We start from the raw sequence: 19,466 nt of genomic DNA on the forward strand, positions 1-19,466 counted from the left end.
TTAACCCCCTTCATCCCCTCAGCCGTCCGAGCGCCATGAAAAAGAACGTCTTCGTCTTCAGCCGCCTTGCCCCGGAACACCTCGACCGCCTGCGCAGCCAGTTCAATGTCACCGTGCTCGATCCCAAGCAGGGCGACGTCGACGCGCAGCTTGCCGCGGCCCTGCCGGAAACCCACGGCATGATCGGCGTGGGTCGTCCGCTGGGCGAGAAGCAACTGGCCCAGGCCACGCAGCTGGAAGTCATCTCCAGCGTCTCGGTGGGCTACGACAACTACGACCTGAACTACCTGAACCAGCGCGGCATCCCGCTGACCAACACGCCGGACGTGCTCACCGAAACCACCGCCGACCTCGGCTTCGCCCTGATCATGGCCGCCGCCCGGCGCACCGCCGAACTGGACGCCTGGACCAAGGCCGGCCAGTGGAAGCGCACCGTGGACGCCCAGCACTTCGGCGTCGATGTGCACGGCAAGAAGCTCGGCATCCTCGGTCTGGGCCGCATCGGCGCGGCCATCGCCCGGCGCGGCCGTTTCGGCTTCAACATGGACATCCTCTACCACGGCAACAGCCGCAAGCCGGAGCTGGAACAGGACCTGGGCGCGCGCTTCTGCGGCTTCGAGGAGTTGCTCGGTGAAGCGGACTTCGTCTGCGTGGTGGTGCCGCTGTCGGAGAAGACCCGCAAGCTGATCGGCAAGCGCGAGCTGGAGCTGATGAAGCCCACCGGCATCCTGGTGAATATCGCCCGTGGCCAGGTGATCGACGAAGCCGCGCTGGTGGAGGCGTTGCAGGAGAAGCGCATCCTCGCCGCCGGCCTGGACGTCTACGAAAAGGAACCGCTGGCCGAATCGCCGCTGTTCGCCCTGCCCAACGCCGTGACCCTGCCGCACATCGGCTCCGCGACCCACGAAACCCGCCAGGCCATGGCCGAGTGCGCGCTGGACAACTTCGAAGCCGCCCTGCGTGGCGAACGACCGAAGAACCTGGTCAACCCGCAGACGTGGAAGGCCTGATCGCGAGACGCTTTCCGTACGACATTCGTTCTCCGACAAGTCTGTGCCTGAGCTTTCCCCCTCTCCCCCGCCCTCTCCCTGAAGGGAGAGGGAGCCGTTCGGCGTTGCCGGTCAGCTCAGTGTTTCGCTTGCTGCCTTACAGTCCCCTCTCCCTTCGGAGCGGGGCGCGCAGCCAGGGTTAGGGAGAGGGCTGCCCTCAAACGCTGGAGTCTCCCACGAGCTCCGCTCACGCGCGCGCTGGCTGCAACATCGGCTTGGGCTTGCGGAACACCAGTACGTTGCCGGCCATCACCAGCACCAGCCCGGCCAATGCCGGCAGGCTCCACTGATATCCCTCGGCGAAGGCCGAGACGTTCAGCGCCACCACGGGGAACAGCACGGTGCAATAGGCCGCGCGTTCCGGCCCCATGCGCCCGACCAGTGTCAGGTAGGCGGTAAAGCCGATCACCGAGCCGGGAATCGCCAGGTACAGCAGCGACCAGACGTACTGCGGGCTGCTGTCGAAGGTCAGCGGCACACCTTGCACCAGGCAGATGCCCAGCAGGATCAGCGAGCCATAGAGCATGCCCCAGGCGTTGGTCGACAGCGGCCGCAACCCGGCCTTCTGCTGCAGGCTGGAAAGTAGATTGCCCGCCGAGAAACACAGCGTTCCCAGCAGCGCCAGGCCCAGGCCGTAGAAGGTTTCCGGCGTCGCCTGGTGCCCGGACAGCTCCGGCCAGAACAGCAGCGCCAGCCCCGCCAGGCCGAAGGCGCCGCCGCCGAGCACGTTGGGCGCAATGCGCTGGCCGAAGAAGATTCGCGCGTTCAGCGCATTCCACAGAGTCGCGGTGGAGAAGACCACGGCAACCAGCCCACTGGGGATCCACTGGCTGGCGGTGTAGAAACACAGGAAGTTCACGCAGAACAGGCACAGCCCCTGGGCGAAGCAGATCGCCTGGCCGCGTCGGCCCAGCGGCTGCAGGCGCCGCGACACCAGCAGCAGGGCGAATAGCACTAGCGCCGCCAGGCTGAAACGGTAGGCGATGGACAGGGGAATGGCGACCACGCCGACCTGCAGCTTGATGGCGATCCAGGTGGTGCCCCAGATGAGCACCGTGAGCAGGTAGAGCGAGAGATTCATGGTGATCTCCGGATGATTGGAGAAACAGTCTCCCGCCGGGCTCCGGCGCCGGCTTGCAGATTCTTGCGCTTATTGCGACAACCGGGCTGGCAGCGCGCGTCCGCGCGGGTAGAGTGAAGGCAGCAGAGGAACGCCCATGTCATCCATTTTGCAGCTCGAAGTCTTCCAGTCGATGAACGCCTCGCCCAACGCCCGCCTGGAGCGTTGCGCGGAGCTGGGCGACGGGCTGTCCGCGGCGATCTGGAGCAACAGCCACGATGCCCGCGACTACCATGCGCCCAGCCACCACACGCTGTCCTGCTACCTCAACGATGGCACCGGCACCTTCCGCCGCGATGCACCGGGCAAGAAAGGCTCGCCCGACAAGTTATGCGTGATGCCGGCCGGCGCCGAGTCGGCGTGGATCGTCAACGGCAACATCCGCCTGGCCCACCTCTATATCGGCCAGGAACAGTTCGCCCTGGGCTGCATCCGCCTGCTCGACCGCGAGCCACGCGAACTGCAACTGCACGAGCGCACCTTCCTCGATGATCCACAACAGGCCGCGCGCTTCCGCCAACTGGTGAAGCTGGACTGGCACGAGCCGGGCGAACGTATCCGCACCAGCACGCTGGCCCACGACCTGATCGATCATCTGTTGCTCAACCAGGTCGGGATGCGCGAAGGGCTTCGATTGAAGGGCGGACTGGCCCCGGCGATGCGCCGGCGGATCGCCGACTACATCGAGCAGCGCCTCGACCAGCCGCTATCGCTGGGTGAGCTGGCGATGCAGACGGCACTGTCGGAATACCACTTCGCGCGGATGTTCCGCGAAAGCTTCGGCATGCCACCGCATCAATATGTGTTGGCCCGCCGCGTGGCCCTGGCGCAACGCCTGTTGCGCGACACCCGCCAACCGCTCAGCCAGGTGGCCCTGGCCTGCGGCTTCTCCAGTGCCAGCCACTTCGCCAATCGCTTCCGTTCGGTGGTGGGCGGGACGCCGGGGGAGTATCGGGCGGCGTTCGAGCCGTAAGTATTCGGCATCAGCCGAAAACGGCTACGACACCGCCGATCACCGGCATCGCCGCCGCCGTCGGCAACGTCCAGCGCGGCCTCCAGGCCAGCAGCAGGACCAGCATGGCACCCGCGATCATTAACAGGCACGCCCAATAGACGATACCCAATTCAACGCCGATGACACGGATCGCATAGGCCAGCGCCAGAACCCCATCCACCAACGCCACGCCCCGTAGTAACCGCACGCGGGAATCAGAAGGCGCGCTGCCGAACAGATCGCGGTGATGACGGGAAAGGGAAAGACAGGCTGCCACCAGCGCCAGCAGGTTGAGTCCGAACACCAGCAGCATCAGGCGTACTCCTCGGCACGATTGCGCCGCACACGCGCAGGTTGAGCATGCTCCCGCCCCAGGCGCCAGGCCAGGAAGGCGCAGAAGGCGCCAATCAGCAGCAAGCCGAGGTCGATACCCGCCATCAGCCAGTCACCTTCGGCGAGCCGGGTGCTCAGCCGGCCGGGTTGTGGCCCGAACTGCCCCAGCACCGGCAACAGCATCGCCAGCGCGGCCAACACGCCGAACTGTTCGCGGGCCATGGCGCGGCTGCCACGACGCCACAGGGCGTGGATCAGCGCCAGCAGCCAGATCACCACGAAGGCGGTCGCCTCATAACGCGTGCGCAGGAGCATGTCGGGCGGCAGCAGGCGCGAGGTGGCCAGCAGCCCGAGCGAAGCGATCGGCAGGCCGCCACACACCGCGCCATTGAGGATGCGCACCAGCGGCACGCCACGGTGGCCGCGTGCCTCGCGCTTGCTCACCCAGACCTGCAGGCCGCCGAAGACCATCACGCAGCCGACGAGGCCGAGGACGAAATACATCACCCGCAGCAGGTCGTTGCCGAACTGCGCCATGTGCAGGCCGGTCAGCCAGCCGTAGGTGCGGTAGCCCGGCTTGTAGGGCTTCTGCACGTGCAGCAGCGCGCCGGTGCCGGAGTCGAAGGACACGGTGCGCTGGTCGTTGACCATGCCCTTGTCCACCGCCTTGCGAATCTGCACCATCGCTGCGGCATCGTTGGGATGCTCGATGTTGATCCAGCCGACCTGGCCGTCGTCGCCCCAGGCCTGGCGGGCCTTGAGGATCATGTTGTCGATGGACTTCGGCGCCTTGGCCGGCTTGCCCAGTTCCTCGCGGTCGAAGGCACCCTGGACGTCATGGAAGAAATGCTCCATGTCGTTCTTGTAGGCCACCTTGATGCCGGCAGTCATATAGAAGGTGATGAAGATCGCCAGGCCCGTGTAGGCCATCAGCAGATGGAACGGCAGGCCGAGCACGCCGAGCACGTTGTGCGCATCCAGCCAGGCGCGTTGCTTCGCCGCCTTGGGGCGCAGGGTGAAGAAATCCTTGAAGATGCGCCGGTGAACGATCACGCCGCTGACCAGCGCCACCAGCATGAACACGCCGGCCACGCCGACCACGTAGAGGCCGATCATGCCGCCGTGCAGTTCGTAGTGCAGCTCGAAGAAGAAGTTGCCGCCGACGGTCTTGGGCAGCACCTCGCCGCTCTGCGCATCCACCAGGAACGACTGGAACTCGCTGAAGTCGGCTGGCTCCCAGCCGGCGGTCCAATACGGCATGCGCTCGCTGGGCGGATGCATCCAGTAACCGTGAGCCTTGGGCGCGCGCTCGACGATCAGATCGCGGACCTGGTCAGCGCTGACGTTCACCTGCTCCAGCTTGTGCAGTTGCGGCGTCATCCAGCGCGTGAGCTCCTTGTCGAACACCGCGACGGTGCCCGAGAACAGCACGACGAAGAGAATCCAGCTGACCAGCAGCCCGCTCCAGGTGTGCAGCCCGGACATGGATTGACGCAGGCTCATGGGCGCCCCCCGAAACCGCCCGGCAGGAAGGCCGCGAGGCCCAGCACGACGCTCAGCGCCACCGGCACGCAGACGGCGCGCCAAGGGCTGCGCGCAGCAAAGGCGTAGATGATCGCCGCCACCCAGACGATGAAGCAGGCCAGACTGGCGAAAGAAACGCGGTCGGGACGAGACAGCGGCAGATAGACACTGAGGAAGGCGGTGGCCGTGTAGGCCAGGGCGTAACCGCCCACGACGGCACTGAGGATGCGGGCAGTCACGCTGATGGCAGTTTGGGCGGTCATGCGACGAGCCTTGGGAACGGCCGGCTCGGGAAGGGTGCGCACATGCTTGGAGATACCCTGGCGGAGCCCGCGCAAGGCGCGGGCGAACGAATGAAAGCCAGGATTATATGATATTGCTTCTCAATTGAAAGAACTCACGCCCGTCCCCCGTCGCAGTCCGTCGCGGAAATTCGTTGCACGGTATAACCACCGGATACGTCCATGGCGCGCAGCAAGGCCCCCATCGCCCGGTCGGCGTCGGTCAGCAGGCCATCGGGTGGTGTGTCTCGCAGGAGTCGCGACCGTCCTGCGGTCAGCTCCACGGCGGCAAGCACCTCGCCCTGTTCGAACAGGTATTCATAGATCAGCAGGTAGTCCGTGCCGGGCAGATCCTTGAAGTTGGCAACCCGCCGCAGCACGTTGACAGCACCGATCACCCAGTCGCAGCTCTCGGCGAACTCCAGCACCGCCAGCGTCCATGTCTGCGTCCGTTCATCGTAGTCATTGCGAGCGGGTGAACGCCGGTGGTCTCGCCAGCCGGTGATCCAGGCTTCGGCAGTGGTGCCCTGCCCCAGCTCGCAGAGTTCGTCCCAGGTGAGATCCGAGCGCCAGCGCGGATTACCGGTGAGCCAGCAGCGCAAATCGTCGAAAGATTCCGCCGATCCCGCTTCGCTGCGCAGGAACGCCTCCAGGCTGGCGCGGCTGATAGCGACCTTCAAGAACAATTGACATGGCTCCGCCATAGCACTCCTCCATTCTTATTCGCAGAAGACAGCAGCCAGGGAAGACCCGCGTTTTGGCAGGCTGCTGAAACGATAATCCTAGAGGTTCGCGCAGCCGCCGATCAGCTCTCTTGGTTGGTCCGTGAAGTCATATTTTTCCGATCAGCTTGTACAACCTTTCGATTTCCGAGAACGGACGCCCTGAGCGGCGCCACCGCGATCACCGTGCGTGAAGGGCGGCAACGCCCAGACACCAAGAGGAAAGGTTTCAGGCCAACCGCGCCCGTTCCATGGCCCGCTCCAGCCCCTGGAATACCCGTGACGACAGGCACTGGGCGACATTGAAGCGCAGAAAGCCGGCGGCACTCTGGCTCAAGCTGAACACGTTGCCCGGCGCCAGCACCAGGTTGTCCGCCAGGGCCGCGCGGGATACTTCTGCCGCGTCCAGCCCATCCGGCAGGCTGGCCCAGATGAACACCCCGCCACGCGGCTCCAACCAGGGCTGGATATCCAGGGCGCCCAGGCGCAGCAGCGTTTCGCCCATGGCATCGGCCAGGCGCCCGCGCAGGCTGTCGAGGTGGCGGCGATAGCTGCCCTTGCGCAGCAGCTCGTGGAGCATCTCGGCACTGAACGGACTGTTGCCGAAACTGGTGGCCAGCTTCAGGTCCACCAGCCGCTCGCACCATTCGGGTTTGGTGGCGATATAGCCGCAGCGCACGGACGCCGACAGGGTCTTGGAGAAGCTGCCGACCTGGATCACCCGCTCCAGCCCGTCGAAGGCCGACAGGCGTGGCGCGCTCTCGTGCTCGAAGTCGCCGAAGATGTCGTCCTCGACGATCAGCAGATCGTGGGCCTCGGCCAACTTCAGCACACGATGGGCGATCAGCGGCGAGAGCACCGCGCCAGTGGGATTGTGGAAAGCCGAGTTGGTCAGGTACAGGCGTGGCCGGTGCTGCTCCAGCAGGCTCGCCATGGCCGCCACGTCCGGCCCGTTCGGCGTATAGGGCACGCCGACGACCTGTACGCGATGGGCACGCAGCAATGCCTGGAAGTTGAAGTAGCCGGGATCGTCCACCAGCACACAATCGCCCGGTTCCAGCAGGAAGCGGCAGACCAGGTCGATGGCCTGGGTGCCGTTGTCGGTGAGCACCACCTGTTGCGCTCCCACGGGAACGCCGTAGTCGGCCAACCGGCGCGCCAGTTGCTCGCGAAGACCGGCATGCCCGTATGGGCGGCCGTATTCCAGCAGGCTCGATTGCGGCGCCCGGGCGATCTGTCTCAGCGCGCGGCGCAACTCCTCCTCCGGCAGCCAGGAGGGGGGCAGCCAGCCACAGCCGGGTTTGAGCGATGTATCGGCGGCTTCCAGCGACTGTCGGGAAATCCACAGCGGGTCGATGCTGCGGTCCAGCGCCGGGCCGACATCCGCCAGCGACAGCGGCGGCGCGTGGCCGCTGACATAGAAGCCGGAACCGCGACGGGCGGCGATGACCCCGTCGGCGGCCAGACGGTCGTAGGCTTCCACGACGGTGGTCTTGGACACCTCCAGTTGCTCGGCGAGCTGGCGGATCGACGGCAGCCGCTCACCCGGCACCAGCGCCCGCGCGGCCAGTCGCTCGCGCACATGGTGCATCACCGAATCGACTCGCGTGCTCTTTGGCCTGCCCATGCCGCCCTCGACTGTACCGGGATAATTTACGGACAGTTTGATCAGATTGTACCTGTGTGTCACTGGCCGTCCGGCGGAGGCGCGCGCATCCTCGACGCTCGATTTCCTGCTGGAAGACCCACCATGAACGGCAATCTCGCCAAGAACGGCAACCTCGGCGGCTGGCTCAGCGGCTTCCTCGGCGTCCTCATCTTCAGCGGCTCGCTGCCGGCGACGCGGGTAGCGGTGGCCGACTTCGACCCGACCTTTCTCACCCTGGCCCGCGCCAGCATCGCCGGCCTGCTGGCAGCGGCGATCCTCATCCTGCTGCGGCAGAAACTGCCGGCGCGCAAGGACCTGATCCCGCTGCTGGTGGTTGCCGGCGGCGTGGTGGTGGGCTTCCCGCTGCTCACCGCGCTGGCGCTCAAGCACGTCAACTCGGCCCACGCCATCGTCTTTGTCGGCCTGCTGCCGCTGGCCACCGCGCTGTTCGGCGTGGTGCGCGCCGGCGAGCAGCCGCGCCCGGCGTTCTGGATCTGCTCGTTGCTGGGCAGCGCGGTGGTGGCCGGATTTGCGCTGTCGCAGAGCGGCGCGGGAAACCTCACCGGCGACCTGCTGATGCTCGCGGCCGTCGCGGTCTGCGGCCTGGGCTACGCCGAAGGCGGGCGCATCGCCCGTCACCTGGGCAGCTGGCAGGTGATCTGCTGGGTGTTGGTGCTGTCCCTGCCGCTGATGCTGCCCCTGGCGCTGTACACCCAACCGGACACCTTCACCGGCGCCAGTTGGCCGGCCTGGCTGAGCCTGGGCTACGTCTCGCTGTTCAGCATGCTGATCGGCTTCTTCTTCTGGTATCACGGCCTGGCCACTGGCGGCATCGCCGCGGTCGGCCAGCTCCAGCTGCTGCAACCGTTCTTCGGCCTGGCGCTGGCCGGCCTGCTGCTGCACGAGCAGATCAGCCCGTTGATGGCTGGCGCGACCGTCGCCGTGGTTCTGTGCGTGGCCGGCGCGAAACGCTTCGCCCGCTGACCGGTGGTTTCCTGGAGCCCGCTCACGCGCTGCCAACGCGCAGTTGGTCGTGAGCGGGCTCGTAAGCGTCCCGCCCGAGAAGAATCGCGGTATGATCGGGCGTTTGCGTACTCGGCTGGACTGCCGGAAGGAAACTCGGATGAAGCCACCCGCCGAATCCCCCCTGCCCACCACGGAGCAGGACGAGCTCGCGCCACGGCCGCGCCTGACCCTGGGTAGCCATGTGCACAGCGGCTTCGATCTGCGCAGCGGGCGCATGCAGAACATCTCCCGACACCGCGCCGCGCTGGCCTTCCTGTACGGCGACATGCCGGTCTCGGGCAGCGTCACCCAGCGTTCGGGCCGCGAGATCCGGGTGTTCCGCGACGACCAGATCGTCCGCGTCAGCCGCCAGCTGGAGCTGGAACACGCCTGGCGCGCCGACCTGCGCGACCTCGGCTTCAAGCCGGCGATGCGCCGTAGCGATGCGCTGGAAGACAGCGCCGGGGAAATGCACGAACTGCCCGACGATTGCGCCTGGCAGGAGTTCATGCGCGACGGGTTGCCACGGCTGCGCGAACAAGGCTGGGAAATCGACATCCGCCCCGAATTCGTCTTCGACCTCACACCAGTGGAAAACTGGTACGCCGAAATCGAGGAAACCGACGACCGCCAGTGGTTCGACCTGGAGCTGGGCATCGAGGTGGAAGGCCGCCGCATCAGCCTGCTGCCGGCGCTGATCGAACTGATCCGGCGCATGCCCGCGCTGCTCGATCCCATCGCCCTCGCCCGTCACGCCGACGACGAGCAACTGGTGCTGCGCCTGGATGCCGGGCGCAACCCGATCCATACCTGGCAGACCGCCTCCGACCGCCCGCTGCGCGTGTCCCTGCCCTTCGGCAAGCTCAAGCCGATGCTCGGCACGCTGTCGGAGTTCTACATCGGCGAACAACTGCCGGTGCGCCGCCTGCGCATGGGCGCCCCCGACGCGGCGCGGCTCACTGAGCTGGAAGAACTGCCACTGACCTGGCAGGGCGGCGAGCAGCTGCGCGAGATCGCCCACCGCCTGCGCGACTACCGCGCCCGCCCGGCGACGATCCCCGACGGCCTCAATGCCGAACTGCGCGCCTACCAGCACGAGGGCCTGAGCTGGATGCAGACCCTGCGCGAAGTCGGTGCCAGCGGCATCCTTGCCGACGACATGGGCCTGGGCAAGACACTGCAATCCCTTGCCCACGTGCTGCTGGAAAAACAGGCCGGGCGTCTGACCAGCCCGGCGCTGGTGATCATGCCCACCAGCCTGGTGCCCAACTGGCTCGACGAAGCCGAGCGCTTCACCCCCAGCCTGCGTGTACTGGCGCTGCACGGCGCCGGGCGGCGCAAGGCCTTCGCGAAGATCGAAGAGCACGACCTGATCCTCACCACCTACGCCCTGCTGCCGCGCGACGCGGAGAAGCTCGCCCAGCACGAGTATCACCTGCTGATCCTCGACGAAGCGCAGAACATCAAGAACGCCAGCACCAAGGCGGCCCAGGCCGCGCGCCACCTGCGCGCGCGCAATCGCCTGTGCCTGACCGGAACGCCGCTGGAGAATCACCTGGGCGAGCTGTGGTCGCTGTTCCACTTCCTGCTACCGGGCTGGCTGGGCGATGCCCGACAGTTCGCCGTGGATTACCGCACGCCCATCGAGCGCCACGGCGACCAGGGCCGCCTGGCGCACCTGGCCGCGCGCATCCGCCCGTTCCTGCTGCGCCGCACCAAGGAACAGGTGGCCTCGGAGCTGCCGCCCAAGAGCGAGTTCATCCAGCACATCGAACTCAGCGAGGCGCAGCGCGACCTCTACGAGACCGTGCGCCTGGCGCTGGACCGCAAGGTGCGCGACGAGATCGCCCGCCGTGGCCTGGCGCGCAGCCGCATCATCATCCTCGAGGCGCTGCTCAAGCTGCGCCAGGTGTGCTGCGACATCCGTCTGGTGAACAAGGAAGCGCCCGCTCCCACCGGCAAATCCGCCCGCGCGGTGACCTCCGGCAAGCTGGTCTACCTGATGGACATGCTCGAGGAACTGCTCGCCGAGGGCCGCCGCGTACTGGTGTTCTCGCAGTTCACCTCGATGCTCGCACTGATCGGCGACGCGCTGGCCGAGCGCAACCTCGATTACGCCCTGCTGACCGGCGATACGCGGGACCGCCGTGCGCCGGTGAAGGATTTCCAGGAAGGCCGTGTGCCGCTGTTCCTGATCAGTCTGAAAGCCGGCGGCGTAGGCCTGAACCTGACCGCCGCCGACACCGTGATCCACTACGACCCCTGGTGGAACCCGGCCGCCGAGAACCAGGCCAGCGACCGCGCTTATCGCATCGGCCAGGACAAGCCGGTGTTCGTCTACAAGCTGATCGCCCGCGGCACAGTGGAAGAGAAGATCCAGCGGCTGCAGCGGGACAAAGCCGCGCTGGCCGCCGGCATACTCGAAGGCTCCGCCACCGAATGGCAGTTGGACGACGCGGACATCGACGCGCTGTTCGCGCCGTTACCCAAGGCGGTTTGATCTCGACCAGAACGCTTCGCGAGCCAGCTCGCTCCTACGGAAAGCAGCTCAACCCTGATCCGTAGGAGCGAGCTCGCGAACCCCGTCAAATCAGCGCATGCCCCAGCCGTGGCTGACCAGCACCGACTGCCCGGTGAGTGCTGCCGAGGGGAAGCTGGCGAGGAACAGCACGGTCTGCGCCACGTCATCCACCGTGGTGAACTCGCCGTCCACGGTGCCGCCGAGCATCACCTTCTTCACCACGTCGTCTTCACTGATACCCAACTCCTTGGCCTGCTCGGGAATCTGCTTCTCCACCAGCGGCGTGCGCACGAAGCCGGGGCACACCACGTGGGAACGCACGCCGTGCGGGCCACCTTCCTTCGCCAAGGTGCGGGCCAGGCCGAGCAAGCCATGCTTGGCGGTGACATAGGCCGATTTCAGCGGCGACGCCTCGTGGGAATGTACCGACCCCATGTAGATGACCACGCCGCCGCGTTTGGCCGGGTACATGTGGCGCAGCGCCGCGCGAGTGGTGAGGAAGGCACCGTCCAGGTGGATGGCGAGCATCTTCTTCCAATCGGCGAAGGCGAAATCCTGAATCGGATTGACGATCTGGATGCCGGCGTTGGAGACGAGGATGTCGACGCTGCCGAAGGTGGCGACGACGCGATCGATGCCAGCATCCACCGCCTGCTCGTCGGTGACGTCCATGGCCACCGCCAGGGCTTTGCCGCCCGCGCTCTGGATTTCCTCGACCACACGTTGCGCCGCGTCCTGCTGCAGGTCGGCAATGGCCACCGCCGCGCCAGCCTGCGCCAGGGTCAGGGCGATCTGCTTGCCGATACCGCTGGCGGCGCCAGTGACCACCGCGACCTTGCCGTTCAATGCACTCATTTCTCGCTCCCGGGAAAGACTGAAACACTCACTCTAGACGGCTCAGTCGTGCATCAGTTCGATGCTGCCGTCGCGCTGCTGGCGATAAATGGTATAGGGCAGCACCAGCGTGTCGGTGGCGGCGGAGAGCACCCCGTCGAACAGTGGCCAGTAGAGGCCCTGGGGCGCGTCGGGCGGGGGCGGCGAAAGGCTGTCGCTGCGCTGGTACCTGCCGCCCGGATCGCCGTGCAACGCGCAGTAGTTGTACGCAACCCCACTGTAGATCCGCGGGATCTCGGTGCAGTAGGTTTTGCCCAGCTTCAACTCACTGATGCTGGCGTGGGCATCGCTGTCCACGGTACGCATCGACCCGCAGCCGCTGAGCAGCACGGCGGCCAGCAACGGCACGATCCGGTAGATCGTCATATCGAAACTCCCTCTCGACCCAAAAACGTGGTGCTTCACCAACCCTTGAGTTGGTCCCAGCGCCAGTTGCGGTACTGATAGACCAGTGTACCCAGTAACCCATATGCCGCCGCCATGGCGAAGAGGATGAGGATGCGGTCGGCCACGGCTGAAAGCGGCAGGTTCATCTGGTTCATCTCCACCACCGCACGGATCGCCCAGGTGGACGGGATCGCGTCGGCCAGCAGTTGTACCCACTGCGGCATGGCCTGGGGCGGCCAGGTGAAACCCGCCATGTAGAACAGTGGCAAGGTGATGAACGTCATGGTCAGGTACACCGCCTCTTCCGAGGGCAGTACCTCGGCGAGGAACTCGCTCATGGCGATCACCGCCATCAGGAATGGCAGCACCAGGCCCATCAGCATGAAGAACGAGGCGGTCTGGCGATAGCCCATCATCCACGGCCAGATCACATAGAAGAGCATCGCCAGCACCGTCCAGATCGACAGTTGCGCGGCGTAGCGGCCAAAGCGCGTGGACGCCGGCTGACGCAGTGAACGCGGGGTGCCGCCGCGCAGGTTGAGGTTCACCCGCGTACAGGACAGCAACAGGCTGTGCTGCAGGATCAGCGTCACCAGCCCCGGCAGGACGATGGCGGCGAAGCTGGTGCCGGGGTTGAACAGGTCGGTGAGCTGGCCGATCGCCGGTTGCAGCAGCACGTTGGCCTGCCGTTCGGAGAAGCCGCCACTCATCAGCCGCTCGCGGTTGTAGCGCAGCGACAGCTCGTTGTAGGTCGCGCTGATGTCTTGCTGGATCTGCCCGTTGGCCATGCGGTTGGTGGCGTCGCCGAAGATCGGTACGGTGACCGTCTCGCCATGCAGCACGCGCTTCTCGAAGTCCACGGGAATGACCACGATGCCGAACAGCTTGCGCCATGCCAGGTCACGCTGCGCCTCGGGCAACTGGTCGTAGCCGATCGTGGCGATCTTCGGCGCGGCGTCGAGCAGGCGGATCAGCTCGCGGGACACGGCGCTGTGATCCATGTCGATCACCGCCACCGGCAGGTCATCCATGGTGCGGTGGGCATAGGGCAAGGTGGTCAGCGCCACCGACAGCACCATCAGCAGCCACAGCGGCTTGCCAAGCATGTTCTGCAAGGACTGACGAAAGACGCTCCAGAAGTTTTCCATGGCCGCTCCTTACGCCGGACTCAGGTCGAGGCGCCGACGCAGGCGCATCTTGGCGATCATGTAGGCGATCAGCGGGTAGAGCAGCAGCTTGCAGCAGGTATAGAGCCCGGACTCCGCGGGCGCCTTGCGCAGGAACTGGTCGAACAGGCCGTGCAGGGTATGGGTCAGCGGCTCGGCCTCGGAAATGATCCGGGCGATCTGCGGCATCGCCAGCTCGGGCAGGAGAACGCCGGAATAGGTCTGCGCCACGCCGATCAACAGGCCGATCAGCGAGTAGGCACTGAAGCGGTCGGCGGTGAAGATGAACAGCATCAGCCCTACGCTCTGCGCCGCCGCCACGTAGCACACGGTAATCGCCAGCATCCACCAGGGGTTGCCATTGATCCGCGCGCCATTGAGTTCCACCAGCAGGAACAGCTCGACCATCAGCAAGGTACTGAACAGCAGCGTGTAGGGCGCCATCTTGCCCAGCAGCCGCGCGCCCAGGGCCTTGGCCCGCAGGATGTGCGGCGATGACGCGCGCAGCTCCGGCGCCTCGCGGGCCAGCACGTGGACCGTGGCGACGATGACGAACAGTTGCAGCAGGTGGACGATGGCGGCGAACTGCTGGAAATAGATGTAGTTGCCGCTGGCATTGAACAGGCTCTCGTAGGACACCGCGATGCTCGCCAGCGCCAGCATCGGGCGATCCATGCCGGTAGCCAGGCGCGGGCGCAGTTCGGCGTTGACCGTGCTCATCAGCCCGCTGAAGTCCTGGGTCGAGTAGAAGCCGGCCGAGTAGAACAACGAGTTGTAGTACAGCTCGGCGGTGGGCTGGCGGCCGGACAGGGCATCGGCCTCGAAGTCCCGCGGGATGTAGAGCAGCGCGTAATCGTCGGCCATGCGCAGGCGCCGCAGGCCTTCCTGCAGTCCGCCGTCGAACACCTCGACCTTGGCGTGGGAGCCGGCGTCCAGCTCGCGGACGATACGCCGGGACAGGCTGCTGTGATCGGCGTCGACCACGGCCACCGGCATGTCCAGCAGAGTGCCGGCCTGGTACACGCCGCTGATCACCACGAACAGCAGCAGCGGCCATAACCAGCCGAGCCAGTGGATGGTCCAGCTGCGCAGGGCGACCCGCGTTTCGCTGCCGAAGGCCTGGGCGAAACGCAGCAGGTTGCGCCTTACTGCTTCCACTGCCACAGCGCGCTCATCCCTGGCCGCAGGCCTGGCACTGGCTGATCCGGGTAGAGGCGAACCTCGAAAGTCTTCAGATCGAAGTCACCGGTGGCGCGGGTGGCGCGCTTGGTGGCGAAATCGCCCAATGGCGCGATATAGCTGACCTTGGCCTTCACCTCCGCCCCCTTCAATGCCGGAACCTGGATGGCCACTTCATCGCCTTTTTTTACATCCGCAAGGATGTCTTCCCGCAAGTTGAAGACGAAGTAGCTGTCGGATAGGCGCACCAGCGTGAGCAAGGGGCTGTAGGCGTTGACCAGTTCGCCCTGCTCCGCCGGAATCGGCCCGACCTCGCCGTCCACCGGCGCCACTACGCTGAGGTCATCGGTCTGCGCCTGCAGTTCGAGAATCTGCGCATCGGCCCGGCGTACCGCGGCCTCCAGCGCACGGCGGCGCTCCTCGCGGTCGCCCTGGGTGCCTTCGTCGAGATTGGCCTGGGCCTCGGCGACGCGGTTGCGCGCCACGTCGCGGCCACGGCGGGACAGGTCCAGCTGCGCCTGGGACACGAAGCCACGCCCGGCCAGTTCCTCGTTGCGCTGGTACTCCAGATCAGCGTTGCGCTGATCGGCCTGGGCCTGGGACAGGCTGGCCTGCAAGGCGCGCAAGGTTTCCTCGCGGGTGCCGTGGAGGGATTCGTCGAGATTGGCCTGCACCTGGTTGCGCGCGGCACGCAGGGAGTCCAGCTGGGCCTGCAGTTCCGGGCTGCTCAGGGTGAGCAACACCTGGCCCTGCTTCACGTCGTCGCCGCGGTGCACATGCAGCACTTCGACCCGGCCCTTGGCCTTGGACGCGACGATGACATTGGTGGCGTCCGCCTCACCCTGCAGTAACAGGGGCTGGGTGTGCAGTCGCAGGTAGAGGGTGATGGCGATGATCACCAGGATCAGCAAGGGGGCGAACAGCTTCCATCCCTTCATGGGCTCGGACTTCTCTGGCGGTGGATGCACCGATGGTAGTGCATCCGCCGCCCGAGCGGCGGGTCTGGATCAACGCCGCCGGCCGATCAGCGCTCGTCGTCGCTGATCAGGTCGCGCTCGCCGCCACCGCGTTGCGTCGAACTCGGCGAGGGAAAGCGTGAAGACGCATAACGCACCACCAGGATCGCCAGCGCCAGCAGCAGGAGCGCCACCGAGACCAGGATGATGCCGTCGTCGGGCACGTGGTTGTGCTGGATGTCGGCGATCATCAGGCGGGTCAGTGCGGTCATCGCCACGTAGATCAGGAAGCGCACTGGCATGTGGTTGGTCTTGAAGTAGATGCCAACCATGGCGCCCAGCTCGAGATAGATGAACAGCAGCAGGATGTCATCGATGCTGGCGTGCCCCTTGCCGACCATCTCGCCGAAAGCCACCGCCGCCGACCAGAACACCGTGCCGCCGATGGCGAACAGCGCCAGGTAGTGGAAGCCTTCCACCAGCAGGTTGCCCAGGGACTCGGCACAGCCGTGCATCCGCTCGCTCAGGCGCTCGGCCCAGTTCTGTTTCATTCGTCGCTTCTCCGCATCACAAGGCTATGTTGGCGTAAAGCCTGCAAGGGCTACGCCATTGACTCTGCGCAGTCATGCCATAGCTGCGCTGCGGCAATATGACTGCGAACTTTTTCGGCGACTCTCCGGTCCATCCAGAGGCACGCCACAAAACAGGCAGGATCGAGTTATGGAAAGTCCCTTTCAGGTGCTGACAAATGCCTTCCAGGAGCAGTATCGAGTCAACTTCAGCCTCGAACGCCCCGACGGCAGCATCGTTCTCACGCTTTCCACCGAAGAAGGCGTCGCCGCGCGCCGTCTTATCCGCAACGCCCAGTTGCAGGACCCGGACCAGTTGCAGCGCTTCATCCAGAGCATCCGGTTCGGCATCGCCATCGAGCAAGGCGGCACGGCGCCGCAGTTGCTGGCCGCGATGACCCGCGGCGGCAACGGACTGCCCATCGCGTCCTGAGCGAGACTCCTACGGCAGAATCCCCACCATCAGATCAATCTGACTGACGTTCTCCTGCGCCAGTCACGCCATAGCCACGCGCGCGCCAACAGGGCGCGCGCACTGCTTTGGGCCGCCATCCGTAGTGGCCGAATACCGGCAATTCCCTCTCTTGCGTCTACGCTGCCAACGAAGGTTCGCGCAGCAGTAGCAATGCGCAATCATTTTACTGTATAAATACCCAGTAATTTTCGCACTCCCAATCAAGAGAAGGCTTACGAGGTGATGAATGGCCGTCGAAGTGGTGTACCGCAGCAGCCGCGATCCGGAGCGCCTGTTCATGGATAAGGCGGAAGCCGACCGGCACGACAAGATGCTGGAGCTGGCGGAATCGCTGGCTGAGGTACTGCAGAAGGCGGTGCCTTCGTTGAAGGAAGATCAGGTCGAGGAAATCGGCATCTTCATGGCCAAGAACCGCGACGCCTTCGCCCGCGCCTTCAAGAACCAGCCCGACGCGCTGAACGAAATCTTCAGCGAAGCCGCCGCCGAGGAATAAGCGGGGGCACCCGCAGGAGGGGATTCATTCGCGAGGGCTTTGCGCAAAAGCCTCGCGGACAGGGTCCGCTCCTGCGAAGAACCGTCGCCGCGCTCGCAATCGCGCGCGGCCAGCTCCCGCAGGCTGCATCCGCACCCGCCGAACATCTCAATGCCCCGAATACTCTCCGTAGAGGATCCGTTCGGCCAGCTTGTCGGCGATCCGTGCCGGCGACAGGTGGTCGGCCTGGGCGTGGGCATAGACCTCGGTCAGCCGCTCGGCGATGCGTGACAGGTGGGCGGTGATGGTCGGCAGCGAGTCGCCCTGGTGTTGCAGGGCAACGTAGATCAGTCCGCCGGAATTGATCACATAGTCCGGCGCGTAAAGGATGCCTCGCGCTTCCAACTCATCGGCGGCCTCGGGATGCGACAGTTGATTGTTCGCCGCGCCCGCCACTGCCGCGCAACGCAGATGCCCGACCACCTGCGAGGTCAGCACGCCGCCCAGACCGCAGGGCGCCAGAATGTCGCACGGCGTGGTCAGCAGCGCCTCATTGGGCACGGGTCGCGCGCCCAGCTGCTCCACCGCCAGTTGCACCTTTCCCGCATCGATATCGCTCACCAGCAGTTCCGCACCGGCCGCCGACAGGTGCTCGGCCAAGGCATAGCCCACGTTGCCCAGGCCCTGGATCGCGACGCGGAGACCATCCAGGTCATCGCTGCCCAAGCGCGCCTGGGCGCTGGCGCGGATGCCGGAGAAGACCCCGAGCGCGGTGTGCGGCGAAGGGTCGCCGCCACTGGTGGTGCTGGTGACATGGCGGGTGAACTGGGCAATGCAGTCCATGTCGGCGCTAGAGGTGCCGCTGTCCACCGCGGTGATGTAGGCACCCGCCAGAGAGTCGATGACGCGGCCGAAGGCCTCGAAGAGCTCGCCGCGATTGTTCACATGCGGCGCGCGCAGGATGACCGCCTTGCCGCCGCCCTGGCGCAGACCGGCCAGCGCAGCCTTGTAGCTCATGCCCTGTGCCAGGCGCGCGGCATCGCGCAGCGCGGCTTCATCGCTGGGATAGGGCAGGTAACGACAACCACCCAGCGCCGGCCCGAGCCGGGAGTTGTGGATGGCGATAATGGCCTTGAGTCCCGTGGCCGGGTCCTGGGCAAGATGCAGCGACTCGAGCCGGGTGGCTTCCATCATGTCGAACATGGCGGCGCTCCCTTGCTGTGAATTGTTATGGGTTCGCAAGCGAACCTTCACAGTATAGGCAGCGCCGGTCACGTTACCGTCATGGGCGACGACCGCACCACTGGACGAGCGCCCGCCGCTCCGGTTACAACCGCAGGGTCAGCCGGAGAACGCCATGGACCCGCGTCAAGCCTGCCTCGCCTGCCTAGCCCAGGACCCACCCGCCCTGTTCGAAGCAGCCTTGTGGATCGCCGCCGAGCACGAACCGCACCTGCCGCCCGAGCAGGCGCAGCGGCTGTTCGATGGCCTGGCACACCAGGTCGCGGTGGCATTGCCGCTGACCACCGGCGATGTCGAGCGTGCGCAGTTCCTACTGCGCCGGCTGAGTGAACTGGGCTTCGCCGAGGACGACGAGTATCCGCTGCACCCGCGCGCCGCCTTGCTTCCGCAGGTACTGCAGCGCCGCCACGGGCAGCCGTTGTCGCTGGCATTGATCGCGCTGGAAATGGCGCGACGCAACGGCATCACCCTGGTGGGTGTGAATTTCCCCGGCCGCTTTCTCCTGCGCGTGCCCGGCGCCGACCATCTGCTGGACCCGGCTACCGGCCGTCGTCTCTACACCCGCGATTGTCGCGACCTGCTGGTACGTCACCTGGGCCCCGATGCCGAGCTTTCCTCCGCGCACCTGGGCACGGCCAGCGCCAACGACATGGTCCAGCGCCTGTCGCGCAACCTGCGCCAGTTGCACCTCGCCGCCGGCGAGCCACTGGCGGCCCTGAAGGATGCCCAGCGCGTCCTGGAACTGGGACCACCCAGCGCCAGCGATCACCTCGCCCGCGCCGATCTCTACCACACGCTGGATTGCCCGCAGGCCGAACGCTACGACCTGGAGCGGGCGATGCTGCTCAGCGAAGACGCCGCCGAACAGATGCGCCTGGCCCAACGCCTGGCGGTGATCAGCGTGCCGCCCAAGGCGCTGCACTGAGGCG

Annotated in this window: 20 protein-coding genes; 7 read left to right on the forward strand and 13 right to left on the reverse strand. The window is 66.0% G+C overall.

The features are described 5' to 3' along the window. The first annotated feature begins 35 nt into the window (after positions 1 to 35). The gene (locus JVX91_RS27600) at positions 36 to 1,010 is read left to right on the forward strand and encodes a D-glycerate dehydrogenase (RefSeq protein WP_205337200.1); all 975 of its coding nucleotides are present in this window, start codon (positions 36 to 38) and stop codon (positions 1,008 to 1,010) included. Between the two features lie 226 nt (positions 1,011 to 1,236). Here the strand turns inward: JVX91_RS27600 and JVX91_RS27605 are convergent, their stop codons facing one another. Next, positions 1,237 to 2,130 carry a DMT family transporter gene (locus JVX91_RS27605; RefSeq protein ID WP_205337201.1) on the reverse strand — a complete coding sequence of 298 codons (894 nt, stop codon included), beginning with the start codon at positions 2,128 to 2,130 and terminating at the stop codon, positions 1,237 to 1,239. Between the two features lie 136 nt (positions 2,131 to 2,266). Between JVX91_RS27605 and JVX91_RS27610 the strand changes: the two genes are divergently transcribed. After that, positions 2,267 to 3,142 (forward strand): AraC family transcriptional regulator, encoded by an 876-nt coding sequence (locus tag JVX91_RS27610; protein WP_205337202.1) that lies wholly within the window; start codon positions 2,267 to 2,269, stop codon positions 3,140 to 3,142. Between the two features lie 10 nt (positions 3,143 to 3,152). Here JVX91_RS27610 and JVX91_RS27615 read toward each other — a convergent pair whose 3' ends face one another. The 5 genes from JVX91_RS27615 to JVX91_RS27635 all read right to left on the reverse strand — a co-directional run bounded on the left by JVX91_RS27615 (position 3,153) and on the right by JVX91_RS27635 (position 7,650). Next, positions 3,153 to 3,476, reverse strand: a complete 324-nt coding sequence (locus tag JVX91_RS27615) for a DUF3325 domain-containing protein (protein ID WP_205337203.1) — start codon at positions 3,474 to 3,476, stop codon at positions 3,153 to 3,155. Next, positions 3,476 to 4,999, reverse strand: coding sequence for a PepSY-associated TM helix domain-containing protein (locus JVX91_RS27620; protein WP_205337204.1), 1,524 nt, complete (start codon positions 4,997 to 4,999; stop codon positions 3,476 to 3,478). Before JVX91_RS27620 ends, JVX91_RS27615 begins: the two co-directional genes overlap by 1 nt. Then, positions 4,996 to 5,283: a DUF3649 domain-containing protein gene (locus JVX91_RS27625; protein ID WP_205337205.1), complete on the reverse strand. Its 288-nt coding sequence runs from the start codon at positions 5,281 to 5,283 to the stop codon at positions 4,996 to 4,998. The genes JVX91_RS27620 and JVX91_RS27625 overlap by 4 nt, the downstream gene beginning before the upstream one ends. A 134-nt stretch (positions 5,284 to 5,417) precedes the next feature. Beyond that, positions 5,418 to 5,987, reverse strand: a complete 570-nt coding sequence (locus JVX91_RS27630; protein ID WP_205337206.1) for a hypothetical protein — start codon at positions 5,985 to 5,987, stop codon at positions 5,418 to 5,420. Positions 5,988 to 6,252: 265 nt separating this feature from the next. Then, positions 6,253 to 7,650, reverse strand: coding sequence for a PLP-dependent aminotransferase family protein (locus tag JVX91_RS27635; RefSeq protein ID WP_205337207.1), 1,398 nt, complete (start codon positions 7,648 to 7,650; stop codon positions 6,253 to 6,255). Positions 7,651 to 7,773: 123 nt separating this feature from the next. Between JVX91_RS27635 and JVX91_RS27640 the strand changes: the two genes are divergently transcribed. Together JVX91_RS27640 and JVX91_RS27645 are read left to right on the forward strand one after the other, a co-directional pair. Then, entirely contained in the window at positions 7,774 to 8,655 is an 882-nt protein-coding gene (locus JVX91_RS27640; RefSeq protein WP_205337208.1) for a DMT family transporter, read from the forward strand. 490 nt (positions 8,656 to 9,145) lie between these two features. Then, positions 9,146 to 11,176, forward strand: a complete 2,031-nt coding sequence (locus JVX91_RS27645; RefSeq protein ID WP_205340120.1) for a DEAD/DEAH box helicase — start codon at positions 9,146 to 9,148, stop codon at positions 11,174 to 11,176. Between the two features lie 90 nt (positions 11,177 to 11,266). Here the strand turns inward: JVX91_RS27645 and JVX91_RS27650 are convergent, their stop codons facing one another. The 6 genes from JVX91_RS27650 to JVX91_RS27675 all read right to left on the reverse strand — a co-directional run bounded on the left by JVX91_RS27650 (position 11,267) and on the right by JVX91_RS27675 (position 16,330). Further along, positions 11,267 to 12,052: a 3-hydroxybutyrate dehydrogenase gene (locus JVX91_RS27650; protein ID WP_205337209.1), complete on the reverse strand. Its 786-nt coding sequence runs from the start codon at positions 12,050 to 12,052 to the stop codon at positions 11,267 to 11,269. A gap of 42 nt (positions 12,053 to 12,094) precedes the next feature. After that, on the reverse strand, positions 12,095 to 12,457 hold the full coding sequence (locus tag JVX91_RS27655) for a YceK/YidQ family lipoprotein (protein ID WP_205337210.1): 363 nt from the start codon (positions 12,455 to 12,457) through the stop codon (positions 12,095 to 12,097). Positions 12,458 to 12,492: 35 nt separating this feature from the next. Beyond that, positions 12,493 to 13,626 carry an ABC transporter permease gene (locus tag JVX91_RS27660; protein ID WP_205337211.1) on the reverse strand — a complete coding sequence of 378 codons (1,134 nt, stop codon included), beginning with the start codon at positions 13,624 to 13,626 and terminating at the stop codon, positions 12,493 to 12,495. Between the two features lie 9 nt (positions 13,627 to 13,635). Then, a complete protein-coding gene (locus JVX91_RS27665; protein ID WP_205337212.1) occupies positions 13,636 to 14,808 on the reverse strand; it encodes an ABC transporter permease in 1,173 nt (390 codons plus the stop codon). After that, positions 14,790 to 15,761: an efflux RND transporter periplasmic adaptor subunit gene (locus JVX91_RS27670; protein WP_205337213.1), complete on the reverse strand. Its 972-nt coding sequence runs from the start codon at positions 15,759 to 15,761 to the stop codon at positions 14,790 to 14,792. Before JVX91_RS27670 ends, JVX91_RS27665 begins: the two co-directional genes overlap by 19 nt. An 86-nt stretch (positions 15,762 to 15,847) precedes the next feature. Next, positions 15,848 to 16,330 (reverse strand): phosphate-starvation-inducible protein PsiE, encoded by a 483-nt coding sequence (locus JVX91_RS27675; protein ID WP_084358703.1) that lies wholly within the window; start codon positions 16,328 to 16,330, stop codon positions 15,848 to 15,850. Positions 16,331 to 16,499: 169 nt separating this feature from the next. Between JVX91_RS27675 and JVX91_RS27680 the strand changes: the two genes are divergently transcribed. Beyond that, a complete protein-coding gene (locus tag JVX91_RS27680; protein ID WP_205337214.1) occupies positions 16,500 to 16,781 on the forward strand; it encodes a DUF3509 domain-containing protein in 282 nt (93 codons plus the stop codon). A 268-nt stretch (positions 16,782 to 17,049) separates the two neighbouring features. After that, a complete protein-coding gene (locus JVX91_RS27685; protein ID WP_205337215.1) occupies positions 17,050 to 17,316 on the forward strand; it encodes a YebG family protein in 267 nt (88 codons plus the stop codon). Between the two features lie 147 nt (positions 17,317 to 17,463). On the opposite strand, the gene JVX91_RS27690 is transcribed toward JVX91_RS27685, so the two are convergent. Further along, positions 17,464 to 18,498 carry a Glu/Leu/Phe/Val dehydrogenase gene (locus tag JVX91_RS27690; RefSeq protein WP_205337216.1) on the reverse strand — a complete coding sequence of 345 codons (1,035 nt, stop codon included), beginning with the start codon at positions 18,496 to 18,498 and terminating at the stop codon, positions 17,464 to 17,466. Between the two features lie 154 nt (positions 18,499 to 18,652). On the opposite strand from JVX91_RS27690, the gene JVX91_RS27695 reads away from it, so the two are divergent. Beyond that, positions 18,653 to 19,462, forward strand: a complete 810-nt coding sequence (locus JVX91_RS27695) for a transglutaminase family protein (RefSeq protein WP_205337217.1) — start codon at positions 18,653 to 18,655, stop codon at positions 19,460 to 19,462. Positions 19,463 to 19,466: the final 4 nt, after the last annotated feature.

It is taken from the genome of Pseudomonas sp. PDNC002 (assembly GCF_016919445.1).
In the GTDB taxonomy this organism is placed as follows: Bacteria; Pseudomonadota; Gammaproteobacteria; order Pseudomonadales; family Pseudomonadaceae; genus Pseudomonas.

Bases quoted from the DNA above. Each gene is read 5' to 3' on its own strand.
- JVX91_RS27660 (WP_205337211.1), bottom strand. From the start codon at position 13,626: ATGGAAAACTTCTGGAGCGTCTTTCGTCAGTCCTTGCAGAACATGCTT.
- JVX91_RS27670 (WP_205337213.1), bottom strand. From the start codon at position 15,761: ATGAAGGGATGGAAGCTGTTCGCCCCCTTGCTGATCCTGGTGATCATC.
- JVX91_RS27640 (WP_205337208.1), top strand. From the start codon at position 7,774: ATGAACGGCAATCTCGCCAAGAACGGCAACCTCGGCGGCTGGCTCAGC.
- JVX91_RS27675 (WP_084358703.1), bottom strand. From the start codon at position 16,330: ATGAAACAGAACTGGGCCGAGCGCCTGAGCGAGCGGATGCACGGCTGT.
- JVX91_RS27600 (WP_205337200.1), top strand. From the start codon at position 36: ATGAAAAAGAACGTCTTCGTCTTCAGCCGCCTTGCCCCGGAACACCTC.
- JVX91_RS27605 (WP_205337201.1), bottom strand. From the start codon at position 2,130: ATGAATCTCTCGCTCTACCTGCTCACGGTGCTCATCTGGGGCACCACC.
- JVX91_RS27645 (WP_205340120.1), top strand. From the start codon at position 9,146: ATGCACGAACTGCCCGACGATTGCGCCTGGCAGGAGTTCATGCGCGAC.
- JVX91_RS27615 (WP_205337203.1), bottom strand. From the start codon at position 3,476: ATGCTGCTGGTGTTCGGACTCAACCTGCTGGCGCTGGTGGCAGCCTGT.
- JVX91_RS27685 (WP_205337215.1), top strand. From the start codon at position 17,050: ATGGCCGTCGAAGTGGTGTACCGCAGCAGCCGCGATCCGGAGCGCCTG.
- JVX91_RS27635 (WP_205337207.1), bottom strand. From the start codon at position 7,650: ATGGGCAGGCCAAAGAGCACGCGAGTCGATTCGGTGATGCACCATGTG.
- JVX91_RS27625 (WP_205337205.1), bottom strand. From the start codon at position 5,283: ATGACCGCCCAAACTGCCATCAGCGTGACTGCCCGCATCCTCAGTGCC.
- JVX91_RS27690 (WP_205337216.1), bottom strand. From the start codon at position 18,498: ATGTTCGACATGATGGAAGCCACCCGGCTCGAGTCGCTGCATCTTGCC.
- JVX91_RS27610 (WP_205337202.1), top strand. From the start codon at position 2,267: ATGTCATCCATTTTGCAGCTCGAAGTCTTCCAGTCGATGAACGCCTCG.
- JVX91_RS27695 (WP_205337217.1), top strand. From the start codon at position 18,653: ATGGACCCGCGTCAAGCCTGCCTCGCCTGCCTAGCCCAGGACCCACCC.
- JVX91_RS27680 (WP_205337214.1), top strand. From the start codon at position 16,500: ATGGAAAGTCCCTTTCAGGTGCTGACAAATGCCTTCCAGGAGCAGTAT.
- JVX91_RS27655 (WP_205337210.1), bottom strand. From the start codon at position 12,457: ATGACGATCTACCGGATCGTGCCGTTGCTGGCCGCCGTGCTGCTCAGC.
- JVX91_RS27620 (WP_205337204.1), bottom strand. From the start codon at position 4,999: ATGAGCCTGCGTCAATCCATGTCCGGGCTGCACACCTGGAGCGGGCTG.
- JVX91_RS27650 (WP_205337209.1), bottom strand. From the start codon at position 12,052: ATGAGTGCATTGAACGGCAAGGTCGCGGTGGTCACTGGCGCCGCCAGC.